Here is a 24,961-nt window from a genome sequence, read left to right on the forward strand (position 1 = left end):
CATGGCAACAGCCGTTCTCGGCCCCGACTCAGGAGCCGACATCCTGTGCGTGGATCTCGTGCGCATCTTCAAGGTCGTCGCCAGCGGCGGCCAGGGTGTCGAGGTGCAGGCCCTTCAAGGGCTCAACCTGCGCATCGACCCCGGCGAGCTCGTCGCGGTGATCGGCGCTTCGGGGTCGGGCAAGTCGACGCTCCTGTCGATCCTCTCGAGTCTCGACCAGCCCACCGCCGGGGTCGCGTGGGTCGCCGGCCGCGACCTCCTCACGATGAAGGAGAAGGAGCGCGTGGCGTTCCGCCGCCGCAGTGTCGGATTCGTCTGGCAGCAGACCTCGCGCAACCTCCTGCCGTACCTGACCGCGAGCGAGAACGTCGCCGCTGCGCTCGCGATCACCGGTGCGCCCAAAGGCGCTGCCGCGCGACGGGCACGTGTCACCGAGCTGCTCGACCTGCTCGAGGTCTCGCACTGCGCCGAGCGGCGCCCGGCCGAGATGTCGGGCGGCGAGCAGCAGCGCGTCGCGATCGCCGTCGGCATCGCCAACAGCCCGCGGGTGCTCCTGGCCGACGAGCCGACCGGCGAACTCGACGACACGACCAGTGCGCACGTGCTCGAGGCGATGCGGTCGGTCAACCGCGAGCTCGGCGTCACCACGCTGATCGTGACCCACGACCCGAGCGTCTCGGAGCACGTCGCGCGCACCGTGCAGATCCGCGACGGGCGCACCTCGACCGAGGTGCTGCGCTCGACCCGGCTCGACGAGCACGGCGCCGAGCAGCACGTCGCGGAGGAGTACGCGGTCGTCGACCGCGTCGGCCGGCTCCAGCTGCCCGACGAGTTCGTGACCGCGCTCGACCTGCACGAGCGCGTGCGTCTCGCACTCGAGCCCGATCACGTCGGGGTGTGGCCGGGCCGGTCCGCGGATGCCGCGTCACCTGCCGAACCGGCCCATGCGTCGCCCCGGGCCGCCGATTCCTCGCCTCCGCAGGTCGACCTGAGCGCGGATCGACGGGAGACCGGCGAGGATGGGACATCATGACGGCCTTGCGAGCAGAGAAGCTCACCCGCACGTTCTCATCGTCGGCGGGCGACGTGCACGCGTGCGTCGACATCGACATCGAGGTGCACCCGGGTGAGCTCGTCGTCGTGCGCGGCGCATCCGGCGCCGGCAAGACCACGCTCCTGAACCTGCTCGGAGTTCTGGATCGCCCCACCTCCGGCCGGGTGTGGATCGGCGACGTCGAAGCGACCTCGCTCGACGAGGAGGCGCTTGCGCGGCTGCGGCGCGAGCAGCTGGGCTTCGTGTTCCAGTCGTTCGGACTCATCCCGGTGCTGTCGGCGGCGGAGAACGTCGAGCTGCCTCTCCGCATCGCCCGCACGGCTCCGGCCGAGCGCGACGAGCGCGTCGCCGAGGCGCTGCGCCTCGTCGGGCTCGCCGATCACGCCGCCCAGCGCCCGGGTGAGCTCTCCGGCGGCCAGCAGCAGCGCGTCGGCATCGCCCGCGCGATCGTGGCCCGCCCGCAGGTGCTCATCGCCGACGAGCCCACCGGTCAGCTCGATTCCCGAACGGCCGCAACGGTCATGGACCTCATCGGCGAGCTCGTGCACACCCAGGGGATCGCGGCCGTCGTCTCCACCCACGATCCGCTGCTGGTGCAGCGCGCCGACCGGGTGATCGAGCTGCACGACGGGCGGATCACGTCGGAGTCGACCGGGGCTGCCGCCTCGGCATCCGACCCCGCGGCCGACGACCCGTCGGCTCCCGTGGCCGGCCCGGAGGTATCCCGCGACGGCGAGGGCGCGGCATCCGCCTTCGAACCGGCTCCGGCCGACCCCGACCGCCCCCGCACTCGCGCCGAGGCTCGGGCTCAGCGACCCGCCCCCTGACCGCGAGACTGCATCCGGGAGCCGCGACGGCGGGGTGACCCCGACGTCTCGAGCACCCGTTGCAGTCTCCCGGCCGACCGGCGTCGCGATGCCAGGATGGGTGGATGCAGAACGGTCCGCTCGACGACCTCGCGGCGCACGCGCATGACGCCCGCGTGACGGTCGTCGGCGGCGGGATCGGGGGGCTCGTCGCGGCGCTGGCATGCGCGAAGATCGGCATCCGGGTGACGCTGATCGAGGCCTACGACCGCCTCGGCGGAGCCGTGTGGACGCACGAGGTGGCGGGGCTCGCCGTCGATCTCGGTGCCGAAGGCTATGCGACCCGCGGCGGCACCGTGCGCGCGCTGATCGAGGAACTCGGGCTCACTGCTGCGGTCGTCCCGCCCGCACCGCGCACGGTGTGGATCTCGGGCATTCCAGGCGGAGCCCAGCCGCTGCCGGACGGAACGATCCGGGGCATCCCGGAGAATCCGTGGGACGAGCGCATCCGCCGCTTCATCGGCTGGCGCGGCGCGTGGCGCGCGTACATCGACCGGATCCGCCCGCCGCTCACCATCGGCCAGGAGCGCAGCCTCGGCAGGCTCGTGCGCACTCGGATGGGCGAGCTCGTGCTGGAACGGCTCGTCGCGCCGCTGAGCCTCGGGGCGTTCTCGATCCACCCCGACGACGTCGACGTCGAGGCCGTCGCTCCGGGACTCAGCGCCGCACTCACCCGCACGGGCTCCCTGTCGGGCGGGGTCTCCCAACTCCGGGCCGCATCGGCCGGCGCATCCGCGGCCGCGGGTCTCGAAGGGATCGAGGGCGGGATGTCGCGCGTGATCGCCGCCCTCCACGACCGTCTCGTCGAACTGGGCGCTGAAGTCGTCGTCGGAAGCGCTGTGACCGCACTCGAACGAGGCGGCAACGGGCGCTGGAGCGTCATCACGGCGGAGGGAGGGCTCGGCGTCGATCCCGCCGACCACGTGATCGTCGCCACGGGCGCGGCCGACGCCCACCGCCTGCTCACTGCCGCGGTGCCCGCGCTCGAACCGACTCCCGTCACCGCCCTGGAGGTCGTGACCCTCGTGGTGGACGCTCCCGAGCTGGATGCCGAGCCCGACCGCACCGAGGTCTACCCGGTTTCCGGCAGCTCGGCCGCGGCATCCCTCACCGATTCGACGGCGCGCTGGCCGTGGCTGCGTCGTGCTGCCGGTCCCGGTGCCCACGTGCTCAAGGTGACCTTCGGCGGGCCGGGCGCGGAACCCGCAACCGCGCCGCTCGACGACGCCGGCGCGGAATCGCTCGCCGTCGCCGAGGCTTCCGCGCTGCGGGGAGTCACGATCGACCCGGGCCGGGTCCGCGGGTCGCATCGGGCTCGCTACGAGCAGCCGCCTCCGGTGTCCGCGATCGGCCACCGCGAGTCCGCCGAGGCAGCCCGCGAGGCGATCCACGCGGTGCCAGGACTCGCTGTCGTCGGCGCGTGGGTCGCCGGAACGGGCATCGCCCAGGTCGTCCCCGATGCCCTCGAGGAGGCCGAGCGCGTCCGCCGCACAGTGCTGTGGGGAAGCCCCGATGAACGCGTGTAGCGGCCGTCGAAGGTCGTCATCGGCGCGCCGACGGTAGCACAGCGTCTCCGGTGAGGCCAGCGGATGCCGGAATCGGCATACGGGGCTACCCTGGGTGCAGACATTCAAGGACATTCGAGCGTGAGGAGACCCCATGAGGGGCAAAGTAGGGCTCGTCATCGGACTCGCGGCGGGCTACGTGCTCGGCACCCGCGCGGGCCGCGAGCGGTACGAGCAGATCAAGGCGCAGGTCCAGAAGGTATGGAACCTCGACCCTGTGCAGGAGCAGGTCGCCAAAGCCAAGGACTTCGCGAAGTCCACCGCGATGGCCCTTCCGAGCACCCTGTGGGACAGTGCGGTGAAGGTCACCAAGGCCGCCGGCAGCAAGGGCACTCCCGGTCAGAAGCTGGATGCCGCCATCAAGACCGGCAAGGACCAGGCCGACGATGTGAGCGCGGCAGCGCAGAAGTCGGCGCGCGCCGTCAAGGACGCCGCAGACGAGGCGCTCGACGACATCGCGGACGCGGCAGACCAGAATCGCAACGGAGCCTGACGTGACCACTCCGCGGGGTTTCCGCGACCGCTCCGACGACGGCCTTCTCACGCTCGTCGGCGAGATCCCGGAGCTCGTGCGCAACCTCGTCATCGCCGAGGTCGACGCGGCCAAGGCCTGGCTGCGGAAGACCTCCAAAGATGCCGGGATCGGTGCGGGCTGGATCGTCGCGGCGCTGTTCTTCCTCTTCTGGTCGATCGCGGCGCTGCTGGCCTTTGCCATCATCGGGCTGTCGTCGTGGTGGCCGGCGTGGGTCTCCGCGCTGGTCGTGTTCGTCGTGATGGTCCTCACCGCCGGGGTCCTCGCCCTGCTCGGGGTGCTCCGCTTCCGCAAGGTGGCTCGCGCCCAGAACCCGGTGCAGTCGATCGTCCAGGATGTCAAGGAGGTCCGCGATGAGCTCTAACTCACCGGTTCCCGCGTCGCGCACCCCCGTGCCGGTTCCCCGAACCGCGGTGCCGCTCGGCATCGTCGACCCGGTGGAGCAGGCGCGCGCCGAGTTGAAGGCCGCGCTGGCCGCGATCGAGCAGAAGGCCAACGTCCCGAAGCGTCTGACGGACGCCACAGACCGGACAGTGGCCAAGGCGCGGGCGTTCTCGCGCAGGAACCCGACCGCCGCGACAGCGGCCGTGATCGCGGGCGCCGCGCTCATCGGCGCGATCGTGTGGGGAGCCGTTCGGCTGTACACGCGCTGACCGCGCCGGATGCGCGGTGATCCCAGGCGAAGGGGATGCGCGCGCGAGCGCGCGCGCCGGGAGTATGCTCGGTACTCAGGCAGCGCGATGGTGCGAAAGCTGCCGACGGCGCGACCCTTCCCCGATTTTCGGAACCGCCCTGTCGGCTGCTCGATCTCTTGGGGCGGCTGACTGCGCACCACGAGAGCCAACCCCATGAACCACGCCCCACAGCATTCGTCCAAGCCCCTCGCGGGCTGGCGCGTGCTCGTACCCCGCGGCGGGCCGTGGGGCGACGGCGTGGCCGCGAATCTGCGTCACCAGGGAGCGATCCCGGTCGTCGCGCCGCTCATCAACTTCGCTCCGACGAACGATCAGGCGACCCTGGACCAGGCACTGGCGGATCTCGAGGCCGGAGCCTTCGACTGGCTCACGGTGACGAGCGCGACCACGGTCGACGTGCTCTTCGCGCACCGGGCGACCATTCCCGCGGCGACGAAGGTCGCGGCCGTGGGCGAGACCACCGCCGCAGCGCTGCAGGCGGTCGGCTATCGGGTCGACCTCGTGCCCGAGCGCGACAACTCGGCCGCCGGCATGGCCGAGCAGATGATCGCCCTCGAGCCTGAGCCGCGCGACATCCTCACTCTCCGCAGCGAGATCGCCAAGCCGGTGCTCACGCGTCTGCTGGTCGAGGCCGGCCACCGCGTCCGCAGCGTCGTCGCCTACCGGACGGTGGGTGTGCCCGTGACCGACCGGATCGCCGAGGACGTCCGCAACGGACGGATCAACGCGATCCTCGTGACGAGCGGATCCGTCGCCGAACAGGTCCAGCAGCAGTTCCCCGACATCCCGGACACCACTGTCATCGCGGCGATCGGTCCGCGGACGGCGAAGGATGCGCGCCGTGCCGGGCTCACCGTCGACGTCATCGCCTCGACGCAGACGGTCGACGCGCTCATCGACGCCGTCGCCCGCTTCACACTGCCGCACGCTGCGGACGAATTCGCCCCTTGACGCGCGGAACTGTGCTCCCGCGCGTCGTCGTGCTAGCCGGAGGGGTCGGCGGATCGAAGTTCTCGCTGGGCGTGCGCGCGGCGCTGACGCGGCGAGCGGATGCCGAGGCCGCCGCATCCGCCATCACGATCGTCGTGAACACCGGCGACGACCTGTGGCTCTCAGGGGTGCGCCTGCAGCCCGACGTCGATTCCATCGTGTACGCGCTCGCGGGCGTGAACGACACCGAGCGCGGCTGGGGTCGCGCGGGGGACAGCGAGCGCGTCAATCACGAGCTGCAGGAGTGGGGTGCGGGCTGGCCGTGGTTCACGCTCGGCGACCTCGACCTCGGCACGCACCTCGCGCGCACCGGCTGGCTTCGCGACGGGCTCACGCCGACCGAGGTGATCGGCCGGATGGAACAGCGCTGGCCGCTGGGCGCGCGTCTGCTGCCGATGACCGATGCCGAGGTCGACACGGTCGTCACCGTCAGCGACGCCGGCGCCGAGCGGCCGCTGCATTTCCAGGAGTGGTGGACCCGGTACCGCGCATCGCTCACGCCGGTGCGCTTCGAGAATCCCGGGATCGCCGCGGCTGCGCCGGCGCCGGGAGTCCTCGACGCGATCGCCGGCGCCGACGTCGTGCTGATCGCTCCGTCCAACCCGGTCGTCTCGATCGGCCCGATCCTGGCCGTGCCCGGCATCCGTGATGCGCTTCGCGCGGCTCCCGGCACTGTCGTCGGGGTCTCGCCGATCATCGGCGGCCGCATCGTGCGCGGCATGGCCGATGTGTGCCTCGCTGCCATCGGCGTCGAGACCTCTTCGGCCGCAGTCGCCGGGCACTACGGCGCGCGCACGGCGGACGGGCTGCTCGATGCGTGGGTCATGGCGGAGGAGGATGCCGCGGCCGCGGGCGACGTGGACCGTCTCGGCATCCGGAGCGTCGTCGCACCGCTGTGGATGCGCGACACCGGAGCATCCGCGGCGCTCGTCGAGGCAGCGCTCGGCGCAGCGGGTCGCTGACGTGCCGGAGCTGCTGTGGTTCGGCTGGGCGCTGCTCGGCCTCGCCGCCGTCATCGTCGGGCTGTCCAAGACCGCGGTTCCGGGCGCGGGAACGGTGGCCGTTGCGATCTTCGCCGCGGTGCTGCCCGCCAAGCAGTCCACCGGGACGATCCTGCTGCTGCTGATCGTCGCGGACATCTTCGCGGTGCTGGCCTACCGGCGGAATGCGAATTGGAAGGCCCTTCTGGGGCTGGCACCCGCCGTGATCGCCGGCATCCTCGTCGGCGTCCTCTTCCTCTTCTTCGCCGACGACGTGTGGGTCAAGAAGTCGATCGGGGTCATCCTCCTCGTGGTGATCGCGGTGACGCTCTTCCGCAGGCGCATGGGCGGCCCGGTCGCCGACGAAGGGCCGCACCGACTGGCGGCAGCGACGTACGGCACACTCGGCGGCTTCACCACGATGGTCGCGAATGCGGCGGGTCCGGTGATGTCGATGTACTTCCTCGCGATGAGGTTCCCGGTCAAGGAGTTCCTCGGAACCGCGGCCTGGTTCTTCGCGATCGTCAACATCAGCAAGGTCCCGTTCTCGATCGGTCTGGGCCTGATCACCGTCCCCGGCCTGCTGATCGACCTCGTGCTGGTGCCGCTCGTCGTCGGCGGCGCCCTGCTGGGTCGATGGCTCGCCGGGCGGATGAACCAGACGCTGTTCGAACGGCTGGTGGTCATCTTCACCGTGGTCGGCGCTCTCTACCTGCTGGTCTGAGTCCTCAGCACGCGGGCGGTGTGCGCGCCGACGCCGAGCTCGGCGGCGACATCGAGCTGCTCGGCGGTGTCGACGTCGCGCCGCAGGCTCGAGTCGTCCGCGATCGCGAGCGGCGTGCACCCGAGCGCGAGGTGCCGGGAGTACGACCCCGCGCCGAACGACGTCAGCAGCGGGAGGCCGCCCCTCGCCGTGACGAGGGTCGTCCCCGTGCCTTCCGCATCGGCCACGGCAGCGCGCTCCTCGCCGGCGGCCGCGGCCAGAGCGGCCGCGAGGTCGTCCGGACGCAGCGCCGGGAGATCTCCGAGCAGTGCGGCGCGCGGCATCCGCTCGCCCGCGGCGCGGGCGCCGACCGCGACCGCCGCGTCGATGCCGAGGGCCCTGCCGGTGCCGTCGTCCTCAGGCACGAACCTGAGCCCCGGGATGTCGAACGCCACCGCGACGAGCGCGCCGTCGTCGGTCACCACGATCACCTGGGCGACCTCCGCGCAGGCCGCGGCCGCCGCGATCGTGTCGAGTGCGATCGCGCGCGCCAGCGTCACCCGGTCGACGGTCGGGATCCACAGCCGCGACTTTCCGACCGCAGCGGGCTTCACCGGGATGATGACCGCCCAGCCCTGTCCTGCGCTCCGGTGCGCTGTCACTCTCCGAACCGTGCGCGCAGCCGCGGCAGGATCTCGGCTCCGTACATGCGCAGGAACTCCTCCTGGTCGTGGCCGGGGTCGTGGAAGACGAGGTGGCGGAAGCCCATGTCGACGTATCGCGCGATCTGCTCGACGTGCTCATCGGGGTCGGTCGAGACGATGAAGCGGGATGCCGCGCGCTCGATCGGCAGCTGCTCTCCGAGCCGCTGCATCTCGAGCGGGTCGTCGATGCCCATCTTCTCCTCGGGGCTGAGCGCGAGCGGGGCCCAGAACCGCGTCTTCTCCAGGGCGACCGCGGGGTCGGGGTGGTAGGAGACCTTGACCTCCATCAGCGTGTCGATCGAGTCAGGGCTGCGCCCGGCCTTCTCCAGCCCTTCGTGCAGGGCTGGCAGGAGGGTCTCGGTGTACAGGCTCTGCGCCTTACCCGAGGTCGTGATGAAGCCGTCCGCGATGCGCCCTGCGAGGCGGGTCGCGGCCGGCCCGGCGGCGCCGATGTAGATCGGCACCGGCTGGTCGAGCTTGTCGTAGATCGTGATGTTGCGGGTCTGGTAGTACGTCCCGTCGAAGGTGACGCGCTCATCCGACCAGAGCCGCTCGATCAGCGTGATGGCCTCCTTGAGGCGCTGGAAGCGCTCGGGCGGGTCTGGCCACGCGAAGCCGAGGTTGGCCTCGTTCAGCGCCTCACCGGTGCCGACCCCGAGGATCACACGGCCCGGGTACATCACCCCGAGCGTCGCGAAGTCCTGCGCGATCACCGTCGGGTTGTAGCGGAACGTCGGAGTGAGCACCGACGTTCCGATCAGCACGCGCGACGTGCGCGCGCCGAGCGCGCCGAGCCAGGGGATGGATGCCGGAGCGTGACCGCCTTCGTGCAGCCACGGCTGCAGGTGGTCGGAGACGAACACCGAATCGAAGCCCATCTCCTCGGCGAGGACCGAGAACTCGCACAGCTCGTTGGGTCCGAACTGCTCGGCCGACGCCTTGTAGCCGAACCGGATCTTCGGCTCCGATGGCGGTGGAACGTTCATGATGCTCCTCTCGGCACGCCGTCGGTGGACGCGCCCTTCGTCGGTGCGCTGCGCGGTTCGGCGAGCGATTCGAACTCCGAGCCGTCGGCTGCCGCCAGTCGCGCGCGGAACGCGTCGACCGTTCCCGGCCACAGCAGGGTCAGGCGCCCCGAGCGCTCGTCGACGTACCAGTTGCGGCATCCGCCTGCGATCCAGGGGGTGGATGCCGACGCCGTCGCGATCTCGTCGGTGTAGCGCTGCTCGGCGACCGGGTCCACGCGCAGCACGGTGCCCGCCGCGTCCCCGTGCCCGAGTGCGCGGACGGCGTACGCGGCCTGTTCCTCGATCATGAGCACGGATGAGTTGTGCCCGAGCGAGGCGTTCGGTCCGTTCAGGACGAACATGTTCGGGAAGCCGCCGACAACGGTGGAGCCGAATGAGGTCATGCCCTCCGACCAGTGCTCGGCGAGCGTGATGCCCGCTTCGCCGCGAACGAGGTCGGCATAGGGCTGCTGCGTGGAAGCGAACCCGGTGGCGAGCACGAGGACGTCGGCGTCGAAGACGGACCCGTCGGCCGAGGTGAGCGTGCTGCCCTCCACGGTCGCGAGGGCCGAGGGCTCCAGCGTCACCCGGCGGCCGGCCACAGCGGGGTAGAACTCATCCGAGAGGAGCACGCGCTTGCACCCGAACGCGTAGTCGGGCGTGAGCGCGGTGCGCAGTGCCGGGTCGGCGATCTGCGCATACAGGTGCTCGAGCGCGATCCCGCGAGCAGTCGCCGCCGCATCGGCATCCCCCGATCGCGACGCGAATCGCGCCTCGCCCTCCAGATACAGCTCCCCGCGAAGGCGGGCGAGCTCACCCGGGTATGCGGCGAAGCGACGACGATCCGCGTCGTCGTAGGCCGCACCGCCGCGCGGGACGATCCAGGCCGGTGTGCGCTGGAAGAGCGTGACGTGCTCGGCGACGCGTGCCAGCTCCGGGAGCAGCTGCACGGCGCTCGCACCGGTGCCCACGAGCGCGACCCGGGCGCCGGCGAGCCCGGCATCGTGGTCCCAGCGGGATGAGTGGAACAGAGGCCCCGGGAACGTCTCCAGACCCTCGATGTCGGGGATCGCCGGCTCGGTCAGGCGTCCGCACGCGAGCACGAGGGCGTCGGCCTCGATCGCGCCGGGTGCATCGCCCCCGGTCTCGATGCGCCAGACGGAGGCCGCGGCATCCCATTCGGCGGACAGTACGGGCGTGCGAAGCCGCAGCCGGTCGCCGAGGCGCTCGCGGTCGGCGACGCCTTCGAGGTAGCGGCGGATCTCGTCGCCGCGGGCGAACACCCCCGACCAGTCCGGGTTCGGGTGGGTCGCGAAGCCGTACAGGTGCGACGGCACATCGCACGCGACGCCGGGGTAGGTGTTGTCCCGCCACGTTCCGCCGACCGATGCCGCCCGCTCGAGGATCAGGAAGTCCTCCCGCCCGGCGCGGCGCAGCGCGATCGCCATGCCGAGGCCCGCGAAGCCGGCGCCGACGATCGCGACCTGCATGCGCGTCATCGTCGTGCCTCCGGCTCCCGGTAATCGGTCGTGCGCTGACGGAACGGACGGAACAGGCCCGCGGCGATGCGCGCGGCGTCCTTCATCGGCAGCTCGAGGCCGTGTTCGATGCCGGCCTCGGGCAGCACGCGCCCGTCCAGCAGGGTGCCGCCGAGGTCATCCCCTCCCGATTGCAGGAGGATCGCGGCGGCGTCGCGGCCGACGCGGGTCCACGGGATCTGGATGTGCGGGATGCTGCCGCTCAGCATGAGCCGCGAGACGGCGACCATCGCACGGTGCTCGTCGATCGTGGCCCGGTCGCCGACCAGCGGCACACCGCCGCCCGGGCCCGGCAGCGGGATCGGCACGAACTCGGTGAAGCCGCCGGTGTCGGCTTGAATCGCCCGCAGGCGGCGCAGGTGCGCGATCCGCTCCTCGGCGGTCTCGACGTGCCCGTAGAAGATGACGCTCGTGGAGCGGAATCCGGCGCGATGCGCCGCCGAGATCCCCTCGACCCAGCGCTCGATCTCCAGGTCTCCGGGCGCCACGAGCGCGCGGACGCGCTCGCTCAGCACCTTGACGCCCGTCCCCGGGACCGTGTCCACTCCGGCGTCGCGCAGGGCCTCCAGGGCCGCGTCGAGTCCGAGGCCCCCGCGCTCGGCGAGATCCCGAACGTCCTGTGGCCGGTAGGCGTGCAGGTGCACCTCGGGAGTTGCCGCCTTGATCGCGCGTGCGATGTCGAGATAGGCGCGCGGGTCTTCCGCCTCCGGCAGCCGACCCTGCACGCAGATCTCGGTGGCTCCGAGGTCCCACGCATCCGCCGCGATCGCCGCGACGTCGTCGAGCGTGAACGTCCCGGGTTCGCCCGTCGGTGTCGATCCGAACCCGCTCGAAGTGAGGTTGCGGTTGACCACGAGGCTCACGGCCTCGCCGACCGTGTAGCGGCGCACGTCGTCCGCGGTCGCCGCCAGGGCGTCGAGGTCCGGACCCGTCGCGCGCAGCAGGTCGGACCACTCCGCGTCGTCGAGGCTCAGCGGGTCCGCCGCCGCGCGCTCCGCGAGCCCCCCGACTCCGCCCCGTTCGCCGAACCCATGCCCTCCGTGCGACCCCATACGATCTGTGGCGCCGGAACGGATGGGTTCGCGGCGAACCTGTGGGTTCGCGGACGCAGCTGTGGTCGAGGCCAACCCTGACGCAGGGTCCGCGAGGGCGGAGACCGCCGGGTGCAGCGCCGGATCGATCCAGGTGTCGGCGTCCCGAACGTACTCGGGGTGCGCGGTCAGGCGCTCGCGCAGCTCGAATCCGAGCTCAGCGGTGCGATCGGCGAGTTCGGACAGATGCGGCCACGGACGCTCGGGGTTCACGTGGTCTGCGGTCAGTGGTGACACGCCGCCCCAGTCGTCGGCGCCGGCGCGAAGCAGCAGCTCGAACTCGGCCGTGTCCGACAGGTTCGGCGGCACCTGAATGCGCATGCTCGGCCCCATCACGAGCCGCGCGACCGCGACAGCGGCGACGTACTCGAGCGCCGACGCGTCGGGCGCATCCTGCATGGCCGTGCGCCGCTTCGCGCGGAAGTTCTGCACGATCACCTCCTGCACGTGCGCGTGCTGCTCGTGCGCGGCTCGGATGGCGACGAGGGACTCGGCGCGGTCGCGAAGGGTCTCGCCGATGCCGACCAGGATGCCGGTCGTGAACGGCACGCGCTCGCGCCCGGCGTCGTCGATCACACTCAGACGCAGCTCGGGATCCTTGTCGGGGGAGCCGTAGTGCACCTGTCCGGGCTCCTCGAACAGCCGGCGCGATGTCGTCTCGAGCATCATGCCCATGGACGGCGCGGTGGGTCGCAGCATCCGCAGTTCGTCAGCCGACATGACGCCGGGGTTGAGGTGGGCGAGCAGTCCGGTCTCGGCGGTGATGAACCGGGCCATGGCTCCGACGTAGTCGAGGGTCGAGGCGTAGCCGTGTTCGTCGAGCCACGCGCGGGCCTCGGGCCAGCGGTCCTCGGGGCGATCGCCGAGGGTGAGCAGCGCCTCCTTGCACCCCAGCGCGGCGCCCTGACGTGCGACCGTGTGCACCTGTTCGGGCGACATGTAGGTCGGCTTGCGCAGCTTGCGCAGCTGCGCAGGGGTGTCCACGAAGATGCAGTAGTGGCAGCGGTCACGGCACAGCGTGGTGAGCGGGATGAACACCTTGCGCGAGTAGGTGATGACTCCGGGTCGACCGGATGCCGCCAGCCCCGCGTCGCGCGTGGCGCCGGCGATCTGCAGCATGCGGTCGAAATCGGCGCCCTCGGCGCGCAGCAGCGACTCGGCATCGTCGGCGCTCAGGCGCCCGCCGTGGGCGGCTCGATCGAGGACGTCGGCGATCGTGGATCCGCCGACGGCTCGCGCGGGTTCGAGCAGGGTCACCGTTCCAGTCTTGCACCGCGAGGGCTGCGGCGGCTCCGGGATCGTTGTCCGTCCGTAAGCAAATCACCAGGTGGGCGTCCAAACCCCCTGGCAGACTGGTGCCATGGTCACGCTCCTGCTCGACTCGACGCAGCTCGAGATCGTGCTGTCGGGCGCCGAGCGGGCCCTTGCATTCCACAAGGGGAATGTGGCGATCGAGCGCTCGACGATCACGAAGGTCCAGCTGACCGACGACGCGTGGACGTGGCTGCGCGGCGTTCCGAGCCCCGGCACACACCTTCGCGGCGTCATCGCGATGGGAACATGGAAGTCCTCCGGCGGCGATGACTTCGCGATCATCCGCCGGCATCGCGCGAGCGTCGTGATCGACCTCGATGGTCACCCCGACTACCAGCGCGTCATCCTCACGACACGCCACGGCCTGGCGCTGGTCCAATCGCTCAAGCTCGACGTGACCGGCACGGCCGAGGACGTGGTCGACATCGCGACCGGCACGATCCCCGTCGCAGACCTGCCACCCGCCAAGAAGGCGCGCGCCCGCAGGCCGAAGCCGGTCACCGCGACCTGAGCAGCGGCCCGCGAGGCGGTCAGGTGACGTCGCGCCGCCAGCTGAGCAGGTGGCCGAGCACCAGGAGGACCACGGCGTAGCCGAGCAGCACGAGGCCGCCGATCCACCACTGCAGCGGGTCCTCTGCGGGCAGCCCCGGCGCTGCGGTGCTGAACAGGCTCGCTCCGACGAGCGCATCGCTGGCCGCGCCCGGGAGGAATCGCGTGATGTTCGTCAGGCCCTCGACGAACCCGGCTGCGGTGCGGCCGACCGGCTCGAGGAACTGGGTGAAGACGAGCACGCCGACGATCGCGCCGACCTGGTTGCGGACGAGCGCGCCGACGCCGATGCCCACGAGCACCCAGAGCACGAACGCGAGGATCATCCGTCCGAACAGGGCCCAGGTGTCGCCCGAGCCGAGGTCGGTCTCGAGTCCGTAGCCGGCCAGGAGTGCAGCCGAAGGGGCGACCGACGCCACGACGCCGACCACGCCGAAGAGCACCCCGAGGAGCACGCCGATCGCGATCTTGCCGCCCAGCACGACTCCGCGCCGCGGCGTCGCGAGGAACGTCGGCGTCAGCGTCTTGTGGCGGAACTCGGTCGTCACCATGAGGGTGCCGATCAGCAGCGGAAAGACATAGCCCACCGCGGTCGCGGTGCTGTACAGCGTCGCCGGCAGACCTTCAGCGGGGATCTGCGGAGCATCCCCGGGCAGCGAGCCGGTCGCCGCGGCGGAGAACACGAATCCCAGGACGGCGGCCGTGAACCCGATGTAGGCGAACAGCACGATCGCGAGGATCCACCACATCGACGTCGTGAACTGCTTGGTCGCCTCCGAGCGGGTGGCGTTCGCGAGGCTCATCGCTGCTCACCCCCCTCGTCATCCGAGCGCCGATGGACATCGTCCTCGACCCAGTCGGGCGAGAGATCCGACAGCGTGCCGAGCTCGCTCGTGTCATCGGACGGCTCCGATTCGGATGCTGCGTCCTCGGGTTCGTGCTCAGGTTCGGGCTCGGGTTCGGGCTCGGGTTCGGGCTCTGGTTCGGGCTCGGGATCCGGCTCGGGTTCGGGTTCCGGTTCCGGTTCAGGCTCAGGCTCAGGCTCCGGCTCGGGTTCCGGTTCGGGCTCTGGCTCCGGCTCCGGCTCGGATGCGTCTGCGACCGGTTCCGCCTGCGCGCCGAGGTCGTCGTCGGTCTGATCCCCGGGATCGTCGTCGACGACCGGAGCATCCTCGCTCACCCAGCCCTCCGGCGTGTCGCCGGACTCCCCGCCCTCGGCATCCGACTCGCCGCCGCCATCGGCGTCCGGTTCAGGGTCGCCATCGGCATCCTGCCCGCCGTCCCCCTCGCCGGCGGCGCCTTCGGCGTCGGCCGCGGCCTCTGCGGCCTGCGCGGCCGTGAAGGACGCGAAGAACGCGTCCGCCTCGACGTCGGCTTCCGTCTTCACGTACCGCTCCCACGGGCGGTCTTCGGAGACCGGCTCGCCCGGGTCCGCGTCGAGCGGCTCCTCCGCGCCGGAGAGCTCCGCGTCGATCGCGCCGAGCGCCTCGACGTCCGGATCCGCGTCGAGCGCGAGACCGTCCTGGTAGGCATCGGTCTCGGGATCGCCCGCGGACGAGATGATGTCGATCACTCCGGTGCTGGCGACCGCGTACAGCGCGGTCGGCGAGGGATCGACCGCGGCCTCGAGCGGAGGCTCGGCATCCGAGTCCCCATCGGCATCCAGGTCGATGTCGGCATCCGCATCGGCATCGCCGCCCGTATCGGCGCCGGCATCCGCGTCGGTTTCGTCCGCATCCGATGCCGCCCATGCGACAGCTCCCGCGGCGGCTCCGGCAGCGACCGCTGCACCGGGAGCGCTGCCGCTCTCCGCGTCCAGATCCGCCGCCACTGCGGCCGTCTCCGCTGCGCCGGCCTCGGCATCCGCGCTCTCCGCGGCCCCAGTCGGCTCGGCCCCGTCGCCGGCACCCGTCCCTGCCGCGGCGACCGCCCCGACTGCCGCGACCGCACCCATCGGCGCGGCGCCCGCGGTGGGGTGCACGCGCGCCCCGCTGACCAGGTCGAGGAAGACCTCCTCGAGCGCCGGACCGCGCCGCTGCAGCGACGACAGGGCCACCCCGGCGGATGCGGCCACAGCGCCGACCGCCGCAGGGTCGAGCCCCCGCACGGTCAGACCGGAGCGGAGCAGTTCGAACGGGACATCGGCCGCCGTGAGCGCACCGGCGAGGCCGGCGCGGTCGGGGGAATCGACGACCGTCGCGAACTCCGACGGGTCGGCGAGGTCCTCGAGGGTGCCCTGGAACACGAGGCGTCCCTGAGAGATGATCAGCACCGAGTCGACGGTCTGCTGCACTTCGGCGAGGAGGTGGGACGAGACGAAGACGGTGCGGCCCTCGCGCGCGAGCTGCCGGAGGAAGCCGCGCATCCACTTGATGCCCTCGGGGTCGAGCCCGTTGGCGGGCTCGTCGAGCACCAGGACTCCCGGGTCGCCGAGCAGCGCATACGCGAGGCCGAGTCGCTGCCTCATGCCGAGCGAGAAGCCGCCCACCTTGCGACCGCCGACGTCGGCGAGCCCGACGAGTCCGAGGGTCTCCGCCACCCGCGTGAGCGGCAGTCCGGCTGCCTGCGCGTAGACCTTCAGATGGTTCGCGGCGGTGCGGCCCGGGTGGAAGCTCGAAGCCTCCAGAACGGCCCCGACCGTCTGCAGCGGTGCGTCGAGGGACGCGTACGGCGAACCGCCGATCGTGGCGGTGCCGTCGGAGGCGCGCACCAGCCCCAGTAGCACGCGAAGAGTGGTGGTCTTCCCGGCCCCGTTCGGGCCGAGGAACCCGGTCACCAGACCCGGCTCGACACGTGCGGAGAAGTCTGAGACGGCGGTGACGGCACCGAACCGCTTGGTGATTCCGGAGAACTCCAGCACCTGTCCTTCGGGCATGCCGAACCTCTCGTCGTCATCGTTGAACCGTTCTCCATATCCTGGCGGAAAGTGGGCGGTCCGTGCAGGAAGGTCTCCGCTCGGCGCGCAGATGCGGGGCTTCGCGCGACCGCGCGGCGAACCTCCCACCGTCAGCGGGCCTGCTCCCGGTAATCTTGCGCTCGTGAGTGAACCCGCCGAGTCCGTCGAGCCGAGTGTCCTCGTGCGGTCCGCGGGCGGGCTCGGGTGCCTGACGCTCAATCGCCCGCGCGCGCTCAACGCGCTCGACCTCGGCATGATCGGACTGCTCGCCGACGCTCTGGACGCGTGGGAGCACGACACCGACATCGACATCGTGCTCCTCGACGGCACCGGCGACCGCGGGTTCTGCGCGGGCGGCGACGTGCGCGGCCTCTACGAGCAGATCACCGGTGGCGACCCGGACGGCGCCGGAGCCTTCTTCCGCAACGAGTACGCGCTGAACGCGCGCATCGCCGAGTACCCGAAGCCGATCGTGGTGCTCGCCGACGGCATCACGATGGGCGGTGGCATCGGGCTGGCCGGCCACGCGGCGATCCGGGTCGTCACCGAGCGCTCGAAGCTCGCGATGCCCGAGACGCGCATCGGCTTCACGCCCGACGTCGGAGGGACGTGGCTCCTCGCCCATGCACCGGGGCGCCTGGGCGAATACCTGGCGCTCACCGGCACAGTGATGGACGCCTCCGATGCGATCTACGCGGGCCTCGCCGACCATTTCGTCCCGTCCGCGAACCTCGACGGGCTGCGCGACGCGCTCGAGACCCGCGCCGATCCGACGAGCCCGACCGAGCTCGTCCTCCTCTTCGACGAGACCCCCGTGCCCTCGGCCCTCATCGCGGATCGGATCTGGATCGACGATGCGTTCGCGGCCGACACCGTCGCCGAGATCGTCGACCGCCTCCGCGCCCGGCCGGAGGCCGCCGCGGCTGCTGCCGCCGATCTGCTCGGCGAGCTCTCGCCCACCGGACTCGCCGTCACGCTCGAGGCGGTGCGCCGCGCCCGGGAGCTGCCCGATCTGCGCGCGGCCCTCGCGCAGGAGTACGGGCTGGTGCTCTGGTTCGCGGCCACGCAGCCCGACCTCGTCGAGGGGATCCGCGCGCAGGTCGTGGAGAAGGACCGCAGCCCCCGATGGCGGCCGGCGTCGATCGCCGAGCTGACACCGGATGCCGCGGCATCCGCCTTCGCATATCAACCGTCGATCCCGCTCTGGGTCTGAGAGGCGAGCCGATGACCGACCAGCCGCGCAGACGTCGATATTCGATCGGCGTCGCAATCGACTGGTTCTTCTTCGTCTTCGCGGGGCTCGCAGCGGTGTGGCTGGCGTACCTGAGCCTCACCGACACGTTCCGGGTGGGATGGTGGGGGTTTCTCTTCGTCCTCGCGTTCTGGGTGCTGCTGGCGTACCTGGTGCTGCCGCGCCTGCACCGGATCCTCACGACGATCTACGTCCCCGACTACTTCATCGGGCGCGCCCGCACGAGCGACGGCCTTCTCGGCGACCCCGTCAACCTCGCGCTGCGCGGCGAGGCCGAGCAGATCCATGCGGCGATGGCGGCGGCCGGGTGGACGAGGGCCGACGATGTCACCCTGGGCTCCTCGTGGCGAATCATCGCGTCGACGCTCACCCGGCGCAGTTACGGCGAGGCGCCGGTGAGCCCGCTCTTCCTCTTCAGCAGGCAGCAGGACTTCGCCTATCAGCAGGAGGTCGACGGCAACCCCGCCCAGCGCCACCACGTCCGGTTCTGGAGGTGTCCCGACGCGTGGCTCCTGCCCGGAGGGACCCGGGTGGACTGGCTCGCGGCTGGCACGTTCGACACCGCCGTCGGGCTGTCGCTGTTCACGCTCCAGGTCACGCACCGGATCGACGCGGACACCGACATCGAGCGCGATCACATCGTGCGCACCGTCACCGGCGCCGATCCGCGCGTTCAGGTGGAGGTCCTCGAGGACTTCTCCACCGGCTACCACGCCCGCAACGGCGGCGGCGACACGATCCGCACCGACGGCGACCTGCCGATCATCGACGTGCGGCCGGTGGCGGTGGGTACGCCATGACGAACGCCCCCGACAAGCGGCCGGCCTTCGAGCCGGCATCGGAGCTTCTCAGACGGCCCGAGGCCGATCCGAACATGAAGCGGCCGACCTCGACGGTGGCCGGTGTGACGCTGGTGTTCCTGCGCGTTCTCTCAGGGCTGATCGTCCTCGTGATCATCATCCTGAACTGGCGCGCGACCGTGCGGGAGATAGACATCACGGTCGAGGGGGCGGAGAGCACCCCGGAGGTCGCACAGGCCGTGCTCATCGCCGTCATCGTGTTCCTCGTCGTCGTCCTGCTCGTGGACGCCGGGCTCGCGATCTTCATTCTGACCGGCCATAACTGGGCGCGGGTGCTCGTGATGACGTTCTCCGCGATCTCGATCACAGGCTCCTTCATCCAGTGGTGGTCGGAGGGGCAGGAGATCTCGATCACCGGCTCGCTCCTGACGCTCGGCCTCGACATCCTGATCCTGCTCGCGCTGTCCAGCCGCAGCGCAGCCGCTTACGCGAGGCGCAACGAGCGCCGCGAGCCTGCGCCCACCGATTAGCCTGGATCGCGCCGCGGCCGTGCGGGATCGGCTGCGACCGGGGAGGGGTGCGCGTGTTCGACAGTCCGCTGTCCGCGTCGGCCTACGACGTGCTCGGCGTCGACCCTGCCGCCGACGAGGACTCGCTGCGCAAGGCCTACCGCCTCCGCCTGCGGCAGACTCATCCCGACACCGGCGGGGACGCCGCCGTGTTCATCCAGGTGCAGCGCGCGTGGGAGCTCGTCGGCACGGTCGATGCGCGAACCGCCTACGACCGAGGACACGGCTTCGCCGATGCGTTCGGTCCCGGCGCCGATGGACCTTCGACGCCCGGATGGCGCACGCCGACCCGGCCGGCCGACACGCGCCCGAAGGCGCGGTCGTTCGGGCAGCCCGGCGGATGGCGCCGCGAGCGATACCTCATGCTCATCCGCGAGTGGGCCGGACGCGGAGTGACGGTGGAGGACCCGTACGACCCGGCTCTCGTGCGCTCGGCGCCGCGGGAACTGCGACGGATGCTGGCCGACGCGCTCGCCGAGGAGGCCACGGCACGCGTCGTCTCAGACCTCGGCATCGGGTACACGGTGTGGCACGACGTCGCGGCCCCGGTGCGCGGCGGAACCGGAGACGACAAGCTCGATCACATCGTCCTGAGCCCCTCCGGGCTGTATGCCGTCCTGTCCGAGGACTTCGGCGGACCGGTCGGCGTGCGGCGCGGCGAGCTCACCGGGGATGCCGTGCCTGGCACGCCGGTCGCCGATCTGCTCGCTCGCGTGCGCCTCATCTCCCGTGCGGCCGGCGTCCGCTTCGGCGGCGTGATCGTCGTGCTGCCCGACGAGGATCTCGTGCAGGCCGTGACGGACCTGGGCAAGGTGCGCGGCGTCCCGGTGGTGCTCGTGGCCCGCGGCGCGCTCGGCAACGTACTTCGTCAGGGGGTTCCGGGCGCGCGCTCGATCGGCGGCAACGAGATCTTCGACATCCGCACGCGCCTGCAGCAGGCCGTGCGCTTCGTCTGAGGGGCGGTTCCTTCTCCCGACCCCAGGATGGCTGACAAGGCGCCTGCGGCCCTCTTAGAGTGAAAGACGGGTCATCCTCCAGACCCCGGCGCAGAAGGGTCCTCCGTGACCGAACAACTCCCCGGCAGCGTGCTCCCGATCCCCGACCAGGTCTATTCCGGCCCCATGGTCATGGACGCGAAGAAGATGGAGGAGAAGCTTCCGCCCATCGAGATGAAGCGCCCGCCCGCGAAGGCGCCGAATGTTCTGCTGGTGCTGCTGGACGATGTGGGATTCGGCGCCTCGAGCGCGTTCGGCGGACCCGTGCCGATGCCGACGGCCGAGCGCCTCGCCGGCGGCGGGCTTCGTTACAGCCGCTTCCACACCACGGCGATCTGCTCGCCCACGCGCGCCGCGATGCTCTCCGGCCGCAACCACCACCAGGTGGGCATGGGGCAGATCACCGAGACCGCGACCCCCTCGCCGGGCTACCGGTCGACGCGTCCGAACTCGTGTGTGCCGCTGCCCGAGATCCTGCGTCAGTCCGGTTACAACACCGCGCAGTTCGGCAAGTGCCATGAGGTTCCGGTGTGGGAATCGGGTCCGACCGGCCCGTTCGACCACTGGCCGGCGTTCAGCGGATTCGAGAAGTTCTACGGCTTCATCGGCGGCGAGACCAACCAGTGGACACCGGCTCTGATCGACGGCGTCGGGTTCCTCGAGCCGCCCGACGACCCGGACTACCATCTGATGCCCGATCTCGCCGACAAGACGATCGAGTACATCAATCAGCAGAAGGCGCTCACGCCCGACAAGCCCTTCTTCATCTATTTCGCGCCCGGTGCGACGCACGCCCCCCATCACGTGCCGACCGAATGGATCGACAAGCACAAGGGCAGGTACGACCAGGGTTGGGATCAGCTGCGCGAGCAGACGTTCGCGCGGCAGAAGGAGCTCGGGGTGATTCCGCCGGATGCCGTCCTCACGGAGCGCAGTGAGGGCATCCCGGCCTGGGACGACACCCCCGAGGAGCGCCGCCCGATCCTCGCGCACCAGATGGAGGTGTACGGCGCGTTCCTCGAGTACGCCGACTTCCACACCGGCCGGGTGATCGATGCCATCGACAAGCTCGACCTGCTCGATGACACGCTCGTGCTGTACATCATCGGAGACAACGGCGCCTCGGCCGAGGGAGGCCTCAACGGGGCGTTCATGCTCTCGACGGCAGCCAACGGCGGCGCCGAGTACGAGACCGTCGAGTTCTGGCAGGAGAACCTCGACAAGATCGGCGGACCCGAGGCGTACAACCACTACGCGGTCGGCTGGGCGCACGCGATGTGCACGCCCTACCAGTGGACCAAGCAGGTCGCGAGCCACTACGGCGGCACCCGCAACGGGACGATCGTGCACTGGCCGTCGCAGATCGAGGCGAAGGGCGAGGTGCGCGATCAGTGGCACCACGTGATCGACGTCGCCCCGACGATCCTCGAGCTGGCCGGCCTGGCACAGCCGCACACCGTCAACGGCGTCACGCAGATCCCGATGCACGGCACGTCGTTCGCTTACTCGTTCAACGAGAAGGCAGCCGATGAGCGCCATCACACGCAGTACTTCGAGATCATGGGCAACCGCGGCATCTACCATCGCGGCTGGACGGCGCAGACCCGCCACCGCACGCCGTGGGATGTCGTCAGCGCCGCGCCCGACTTCTCCGACGACGTGTGGGAGCTGTACGACACGAGCGTGGACTGGACGCAGTCGAACAACCTCGCCAAGGAGAACCCCGCCAAGCTCGCCGAGCTGCAGCAGCTGTTCCTCATCGAGGCGACCCGCTACAACGTGATCCCCCTCGATGACCGGGCCGCCCAGCGGATGAACCCCGAGTTCGCCGGCCGGCCGACCATCGTGCAGGGCGACACCCTGCGCCTGTTCGAAGGCATGAGGCGGCTCAACGAGAACGTCGCGATCAACGTCAAGAACCGGTCGTGGTCCGTCACGGCCGAGATCGTCGTGCCCGATGACGGCTCGCTCGACGGCGCGATCGTCGCACAGGGCGGCCGCACCGGTGGCTGGTCGTTCTTCGGCGAGGCCGGCAAGCTCGGCTTCCACTACAACTACTGCGGGCTGCTGCGCAGCACCGCGCTGTCGACGGACGCCGTCGGCTCGGGCAGTCATCAGGTGAGGGCGGAGTTCGCTTACGCAGGCGGGGGCATCGGCCGCGGCGGAACCGTGACCCTGTACGTGGACGGCGCAGCATCCGGAACTGCGGACGTCGTTCGCACCCACCCGATGTACTTCTCGTTCGATGAGGGGCTCGATGTCGGCTGCGACACGGGCATGCCCGCATATGAGGGGTACACGACGCCGCACGGGCGTTTCTCGGGCCGCATCGAGTGGGCCGAGATCCAGCTCGGCCTCGACGACCACAGTCACCTGATCGACCCCGAAGAGTGGCTGCAGGCCGCCATGCGGCATCAGTGATGGGAATGCGACGGCCCGCCCGGTCGGCGCCGGCCGGCCGGCACGCACCACACCCATGATGAGCGATCGGAGACGAGGAGCAATGATGTCCGACGAATTCCCGCGCGGTGCCCTGCCCATCCCGGATCTCGCGTACACCGGGACGGTGACCTTCGACGCGGAGGATCCTGACACGCACTACCCGCCGATCAGGCCGGTCCGCGCGCCGGAGGGCGCGCCGAACGTGCTCGTCATCCTGATCGACGACACGGGCTTCGGGGCATCGAGTGCGTTCGGAGGTCCGGTGCAGACGCCCACCTTCGAGCGGATCGCCGCGCAGGGGCTGAAATACACCCGCTTCCACACGACGGCGCTGTGCTCGCCGACGCGCGCCGCGCTCCTGAGTGGGCGCAATCACCACACGGTCGGCATGGGCGGCATCACCGAGATCGCGACGTCGGCTCCCGGATACAACTCGATCCGGCCGAACAGCTGCGCCCCGCTCGCCGAGACGCTCAAGCTCAACGGCTACAGCACTGCGCAGTTCGGCAAGTGCCACGAGGTGCCGGTGTGGACGGCGAGCCCGGTCGGCCCCTTCGACGGCTGGCCGAGCCCCGGCGGCGGGTTCGAGTACTTCTACGGCTTCATCGGCGGCGAGACCAACCAGTGGTACCCCGCCCTCTATGAGGGCACAAACGCGGTCGAGCCGTGGGGCACGCCCGAGGAGGGCTACCACTTCATGGGCGACATGACCGACAAGGCCATCGCCTGGACAAGGCAGCAGAAGTCGCTCGCACCCGACAAGCCGTTCTTCACCTACTTCGCTCCCGGCGCCACGCACGCCCCGCACCACGTGCCCGAGGAGTGGGCGGACATGTACAAGGGCGCGTTCGACCAGGGCTGGGACGAAGTGCGGAAGGAGACCTTCGCACGTCAGAAGGCGCTTGGAGTCATCCCGCAGGACGCGGTGCTCACCGAGCGCAGCGACGGCATCCCGGCCTGGGATGACATGAACCCCGACCTCTACCCCGTTCTCGCGCGCGAGATGGAGGTATACGCAGGGTTCCTCGCGTTCGCCGACCACCACACCGGCCGGCTCATCGACGCGCTGGACGAGCTGGGCGTGCTCGATGACACCCTCATCTACGTCATCATCGGCGACAACGGCGCATCCGCCGAGGGCACGATGAAGGGCACGACGAATGAGGCGTTCACCCTGAACCACATGAACGACATGGAGGATGACGCCTACATGATCGCGCACAAGGACGATCTCGGCACGCCCCGCTCGTACAACCATTACGCGATCGGCTGGGCGCACGCGATGGACACCCCGTACCAGTGGACCAAGCAGGTCGCCAGCCACTGGGGCGGGACCCGCAATGGCACGATCGTCTCCTGGCCGAACGGCATCGCGGCGCGCGGCGAGATCCGCAACCAGTTCGCGCACGTGATCGATGTCGCGCCGACGGTGCTCGAGGCCGCCGGCATCCCCGAGCCGTCCACGGTCAACGGCGTGACGCAGCGTCCCTACGAGGGCACGCCCATGAACTACTCGTTCGACGACGCGGATGCCGAGGAGCAGCACACGACCCAGTACTTCGAGATGGTCGGCAACCGGGCGATCTTCCACAAGGGCTGGACCGCCGTCGCCAAGCACAAGTACCCGTGGCTCAGCTCCGATCACTCTCTCGCCGACGACGTGTGGGAGCTCTACAACGTGGAGGAGGACTGGACCCAGTCCCACGATCTGGCGGCAGAAGAGCCTGAGCGACTCGCGCACCTGCAGCGGCTGTTCCTCATCCAGGCGGCGCGGTTCAACGTGCTTCCTCTCGACATCCGCACTGCCGAGCGGTTCAACGCCGACCTGGTCGGCCGGCCGAAGATCCTCGACGGCGACACGCAGACGCTCTATCCCGGCATGAAGCGCTTGAACGAGAACTGCGTGATCGGCGTGAAGAACAAGTCCTTCACGGTGACGGCGAAGCTGACCGTGGCGGGGGCCGGAGCCGCCGGCGTGATCATCGCCCAGGGCGGCACCTACGGGGGCTGGAGCTTCTACATCCACGAGGGCGCACTGGCCTTCTGCTACAACACGCTGGCGATCGAAGTCGCGGTGATCCACTCCGATCCCGCCCTGACCCCTGGCGAGCACGAGGTGCGAGCGGAGTTCGCCTACGACGGTGGCGGGCTCGGCAAGGGCGGCACCGTCACGCTGTACGACGGCGACACCGAGGTCGGTGCGGGACGAGTGGAGCGCACCATCCCGTTCACGTTCTCGCTCGACGAGACCGTCGACATCGGGATGGATGTCGCCTCACCCGTCTCACCCGACTACGGTCCGACCGGCAACGAGTTCGCGGGCGAGATCTCGTGGGTGCGGTTGGACGTCGGCGACGACGACCACTCGCACCTCGCCGACCCCGAGCACCTCATGACGATCGCGATGACCAAGCAGTAG

At 70.6% G+C, this 24,961-nt stretch carries 22 protein-coding genes; 16 read left to right on the forward strand and 6 right to left on the reverse strand.

Features of this window, described 5'->3' with window-relative positions:
* Position 1 precedes the first annotated feature (1 nt).
* The 9 genes from BM349_RS13150 (at position 2) to BM349_RS13190 (ending at position 7,406) form a co-directional block, all read left to right on the forward strand.
* Complete coding sequence (locus BM349_RS13150; RefSeq protein WP_254773896.1) at positions 2 to 1,033, forward strand: ABC transporter ATP-binding protein; 1,032 nt, start codon at positions 2 to 4, stop codon at positions 1,031 to 1,033.
* On the forward strand, positions 1,030 to 1,881 hold the full coding sequence (locus tag BM349_RS13155) for an ABC transporter ATP-binding protein (protein WP_091707392.1): 852 nt from the start codon (positions 1,030 to 1,032) through the stop codon (positions 1,879 to 1,881). The genes BM349_RS13150 and BM349_RS13155 overlap by 4 nt, the downstream gene beginning before the upstream one ends.
* 104 nt (positions 1,882 to 1,985) lie before the next feature.
* Positions 1,986 to 3,446, forward strand: a complete 1,461-nt coding sequence (hemG, locus tag BM349_RS13160) for a protoporphyrinogen oxidase (protein ID WP_091707393.1) — start codon at positions 1,986 to 1,988, stop codon at positions 3,444 to 3,446.
* Between the two features lie 133 nt (positions 3,447 to 3,579).
* Positions 3,580 to 3,978, forward strand: coding sequence for a hypothetical protein (locus tag BM349_RS13165; RefSeq protein WP_091707394.1), 399 nt, complete (start codon positions 3,580 to 3,582; stop codon positions 3,976 to 3,978).
* Between the two features lies 1 nt (position 3,979).
* Positions 3,980 to 4,381 (forward strand): phage holin family protein, encoded by a 402-nt coding sequence (locus BM349_RS13170; RefSeq protein WP_091707395.1) that lies wholly within the window; start codon positions 3,980 to 3,982, stop codon positions 4,379 to 4,381.
* The gene (locus BM349_RS13175; RefSeq protein ID WP_091707396.1) at positions 4,371 to 4,670 is read left to right on the forward strand and encodes a hypothetical protein; all 300 of its coding nucleotides are present in this window, start codon (positions 4,371 to 4,373) and stop codon (positions 4,668 to 4,670) included. Before BM349_RS13170 ends, BM349_RS13175 begins: the two co-directional genes overlap by 11 nt.
* Before the next feature lie 195 nt (positions 4,671 to 4,865).
* Entirely contained in the window at positions 4,866 to 5,663 is a 798-nt protein-coding gene (locus tag BM349_RS13180; protein ID WP_091707397.1) for a uroporphyrinogen-III synthase, read from the forward strand.
* The gene (gene cofD / locus BM349_RS13185) at positions 5,660 to 6,664 is read left to right on the forward strand and encodes a 2-phospho-L-lactate transferase (protein WP_254773897.1); all 1,005 of its coding nucleotides are present in this window, start codon (positions 5,660 to 5,662) and stop codon (positions 6,662 to 6,664) included. Before BM349_RS13180 ends, cofD begins: the two co-directional genes overlap by 4 nt.
* 1 nt (position 6,665) lies before the next feature.
* Positions 6,666 to 7,406 (forward strand): sulfite exporter TauE/SafE family protein, encoded by a 741-nt coding sequence (locus BM349_RS13190; RefSeq protein ID WP_091707399.1) that lies wholly within the window; start codon positions 6,666 to 6,668, stop codon positions 7,404 to 7,406.
* Here the strand turns inward: BM349_RS13190 and cofC are convergent.
* Genes cofC through cofG form a run of 4 tightly spaced genes read right to left on the reverse strand, consistent with a single transcriptional unit; the run spans position 7,391 to position 12,982 of the window.
* Positions 7,391 to 8,047, reverse strand: coding sequence for a 2-phospho-L-lactate guanylyltransferase (gene cofC / locus BM349_RS13195; protein ID WP_175525302.1), 657 nt, complete (start codon positions 8,045 to 8,047; stop codon positions 7,391 to 7,393). The genes BM349_RS13190 and cofC overlap by 16 nt on opposite strands.
* On the reverse strand, positions 8,044 to 9,075 hold the full coding sequence (fgd, locus tag BM349_RS13200) for a glucose-6-phosphate dehydrogenase (coenzyme-F420) (RefSeq protein ID WP_091707400.1): 1,032 nt from the start codon (positions 9,073 to 9,075) through the stop codon (positions 8,044 to 8,046). The genes cofC and fgd overlap by 4 nt, the downstream gene beginning before the upstream one ends.
* Positions 9,072 to 10,595: a flavin-containing monooxygenase gene (locus tag BM349_RS13205; RefSeq protein WP_091707401.1), complete on the reverse strand. Its 1,524-nt coding sequence runs from the start codon at positions 10,593 to 10,595 to the stop codon at positions 9,072 to 9,074. Before BM349_RS13205 ends, fgd begins: the two co-directional genes overlap by 4 nt.
* Positions 10,592 to 12,982, reverse strand: a complete 2,391-nt coding sequence (gene cofG, locus BM349_RS13210) for a 7,8-didemethyl-8-hydroxy-5-deazariboflavin synthase CofG (RefSeq protein WP_254773898.1) — start codon at positions 12,980 to 12,982, stop codon at positions 10,592 to 10,594. The genes BM349_RS13205 and cofG overlap by 4 nt, the downstream gene beginning before the upstream one ends.
* A gap of 103 nt (positions 12,983 to 13,085) precedes the next feature.
* Here cofG and BM349_RS13215 point away from each other — a divergent pair, with 103 nt between their 5' ends.
* A complete protein-coding gene (locus BM349_RS13215) occupies positions 13,086 to 13,550 on the forward strand; it encodes a hypothetical protein (RefSeq protein WP_091707402.1) in 465 nt (154 codons plus the stop codon).
* Positions 13,551 to 13,569: 19 nt separating this feature from the next.
* Here BM349_RS13215 and BM349_RS13220 read toward each other — a convergent pair whose 3' ends face one another.
* Together BM349_RS13220 and BM349_RS13225 are read right to left on the reverse strand one after the other, a co-directional pair.
* Positions 13,570 to 14,391, reverse strand: a complete 822-nt coding sequence (locus BM349_RS13220; protein ID WP_091707403.1) for an ABC transporter permease — start codon at positions 14,389 to 14,391, stop codon at positions 13,570 to 13,572.
* Positions 14,388 to 16,463 (reverse strand): ATP-binding cassette domain-containing protein, encoded by a 2,076-nt coding sequence (locus BM349_RS13225; RefSeq protein WP_091707404.1) that lies wholly within the window; start codon positions 16,461 to 16,463, stop codon positions 14,388 to 14,390. The genes BM349_RS13220 and BM349_RS13225 overlap by 4 nt, the downstream gene beginning before the upstream one ends.
* 163 nt (positions 16,464 to 16,626) lie before the next feature.
* Between BM349_RS13225 and BM349_RS13230 the strand changes: the two genes are divergently transcribed.
* The 6 genes from BM349_RS13230 to BM349_RS13255 all read left to right on the forward strand — a co-directional run bounded on the left by BM349_RS13230 (position 16,627) and on the right by BM349_RS13255 (position 24,961).
* Positions 16,627 to 17,697 (forward strand): enoyl-CoA hydratase/isomerase family protein, encoded by a 1,071-nt coding sequence (locus BM349_RS13230; protein ID WP_091709268.1) that lies wholly within the window; start codon positions 16,627 to 16,629, stop codon positions 17,695 to 17,697.
* Between the two features lie 11 nt (positions 17,698 to 17,708).
* On the forward strand, positions 17,709 to 18,536 hold the full coding sequence (locus tag BM349_RS13235) for an LssY C-terminal domain-containing protein (protein ID WP_091707405.1): 828 nt from the start codon (positions 17,709 to 17,711) through the stop codon (positions 18,534 to 18,536).
* On the forward strand, positions 18,533 to 19,066 hold the full coding sequence (locus BM349_RS13240) for a hypothetical protein (protein WP_091707406.1): 534 nt from the start codon (positions 18,533 to 18,535) through the stop codon (positions 19,064 to 19,066). The genes BM349_RS13235 and BM349_RS13240 overlap by 4 nt, the downstream gene beginning before the upstream one ends.
* A 53-nt stretch (positions 19,067 to 19,119) precedes the next feature.
* Positions 19,120 to 20,061 (forward strand): DnaJ domain-containing protein, encoded by a 942-nt coding sequence (locus BM349_RS13245; protein WP_091709271.1) that lies wholly within the window; start codon positions 19,120 to 19,122, stop codon positions 20,059 to 20,061.
* Positions 20,062 to 20,166: 105 nt separating this feature from the next.
* Positions 20,167 to 22,521 (forward strand): arylsulfatase, encoded by a 2,355-nt coding sequence (locus BM349_RS13250; RefSeq protein ID WP_368086677.1) that lies wholly within the window; start codon positions 20,167 to 20,169, stop codon positions 22,519 to 22,521.
* A gap of 85 nt (positions 22,522 to 22,606) precedes the next feature.
* The gene (locus BM349_RS13255) at positions 22,607 to 24,961 is read left to right on the forward strand and encodes an arylsulfatase (protein WP_175525304.1); all 2,355 of its coding nucleotides are present in this window, start codon (positions 22,607 to 22,609) and stop codon (positions 24,959 to 24,961) included.

This window comes from Microbacterium sp. cf046 (genome assembly GCF_900114345.1).
Lineage (GTDB): Bacteria > Actinomycetota > Actinomycetes > Actinomycetales > Microbacteriaceae > Microbacterium.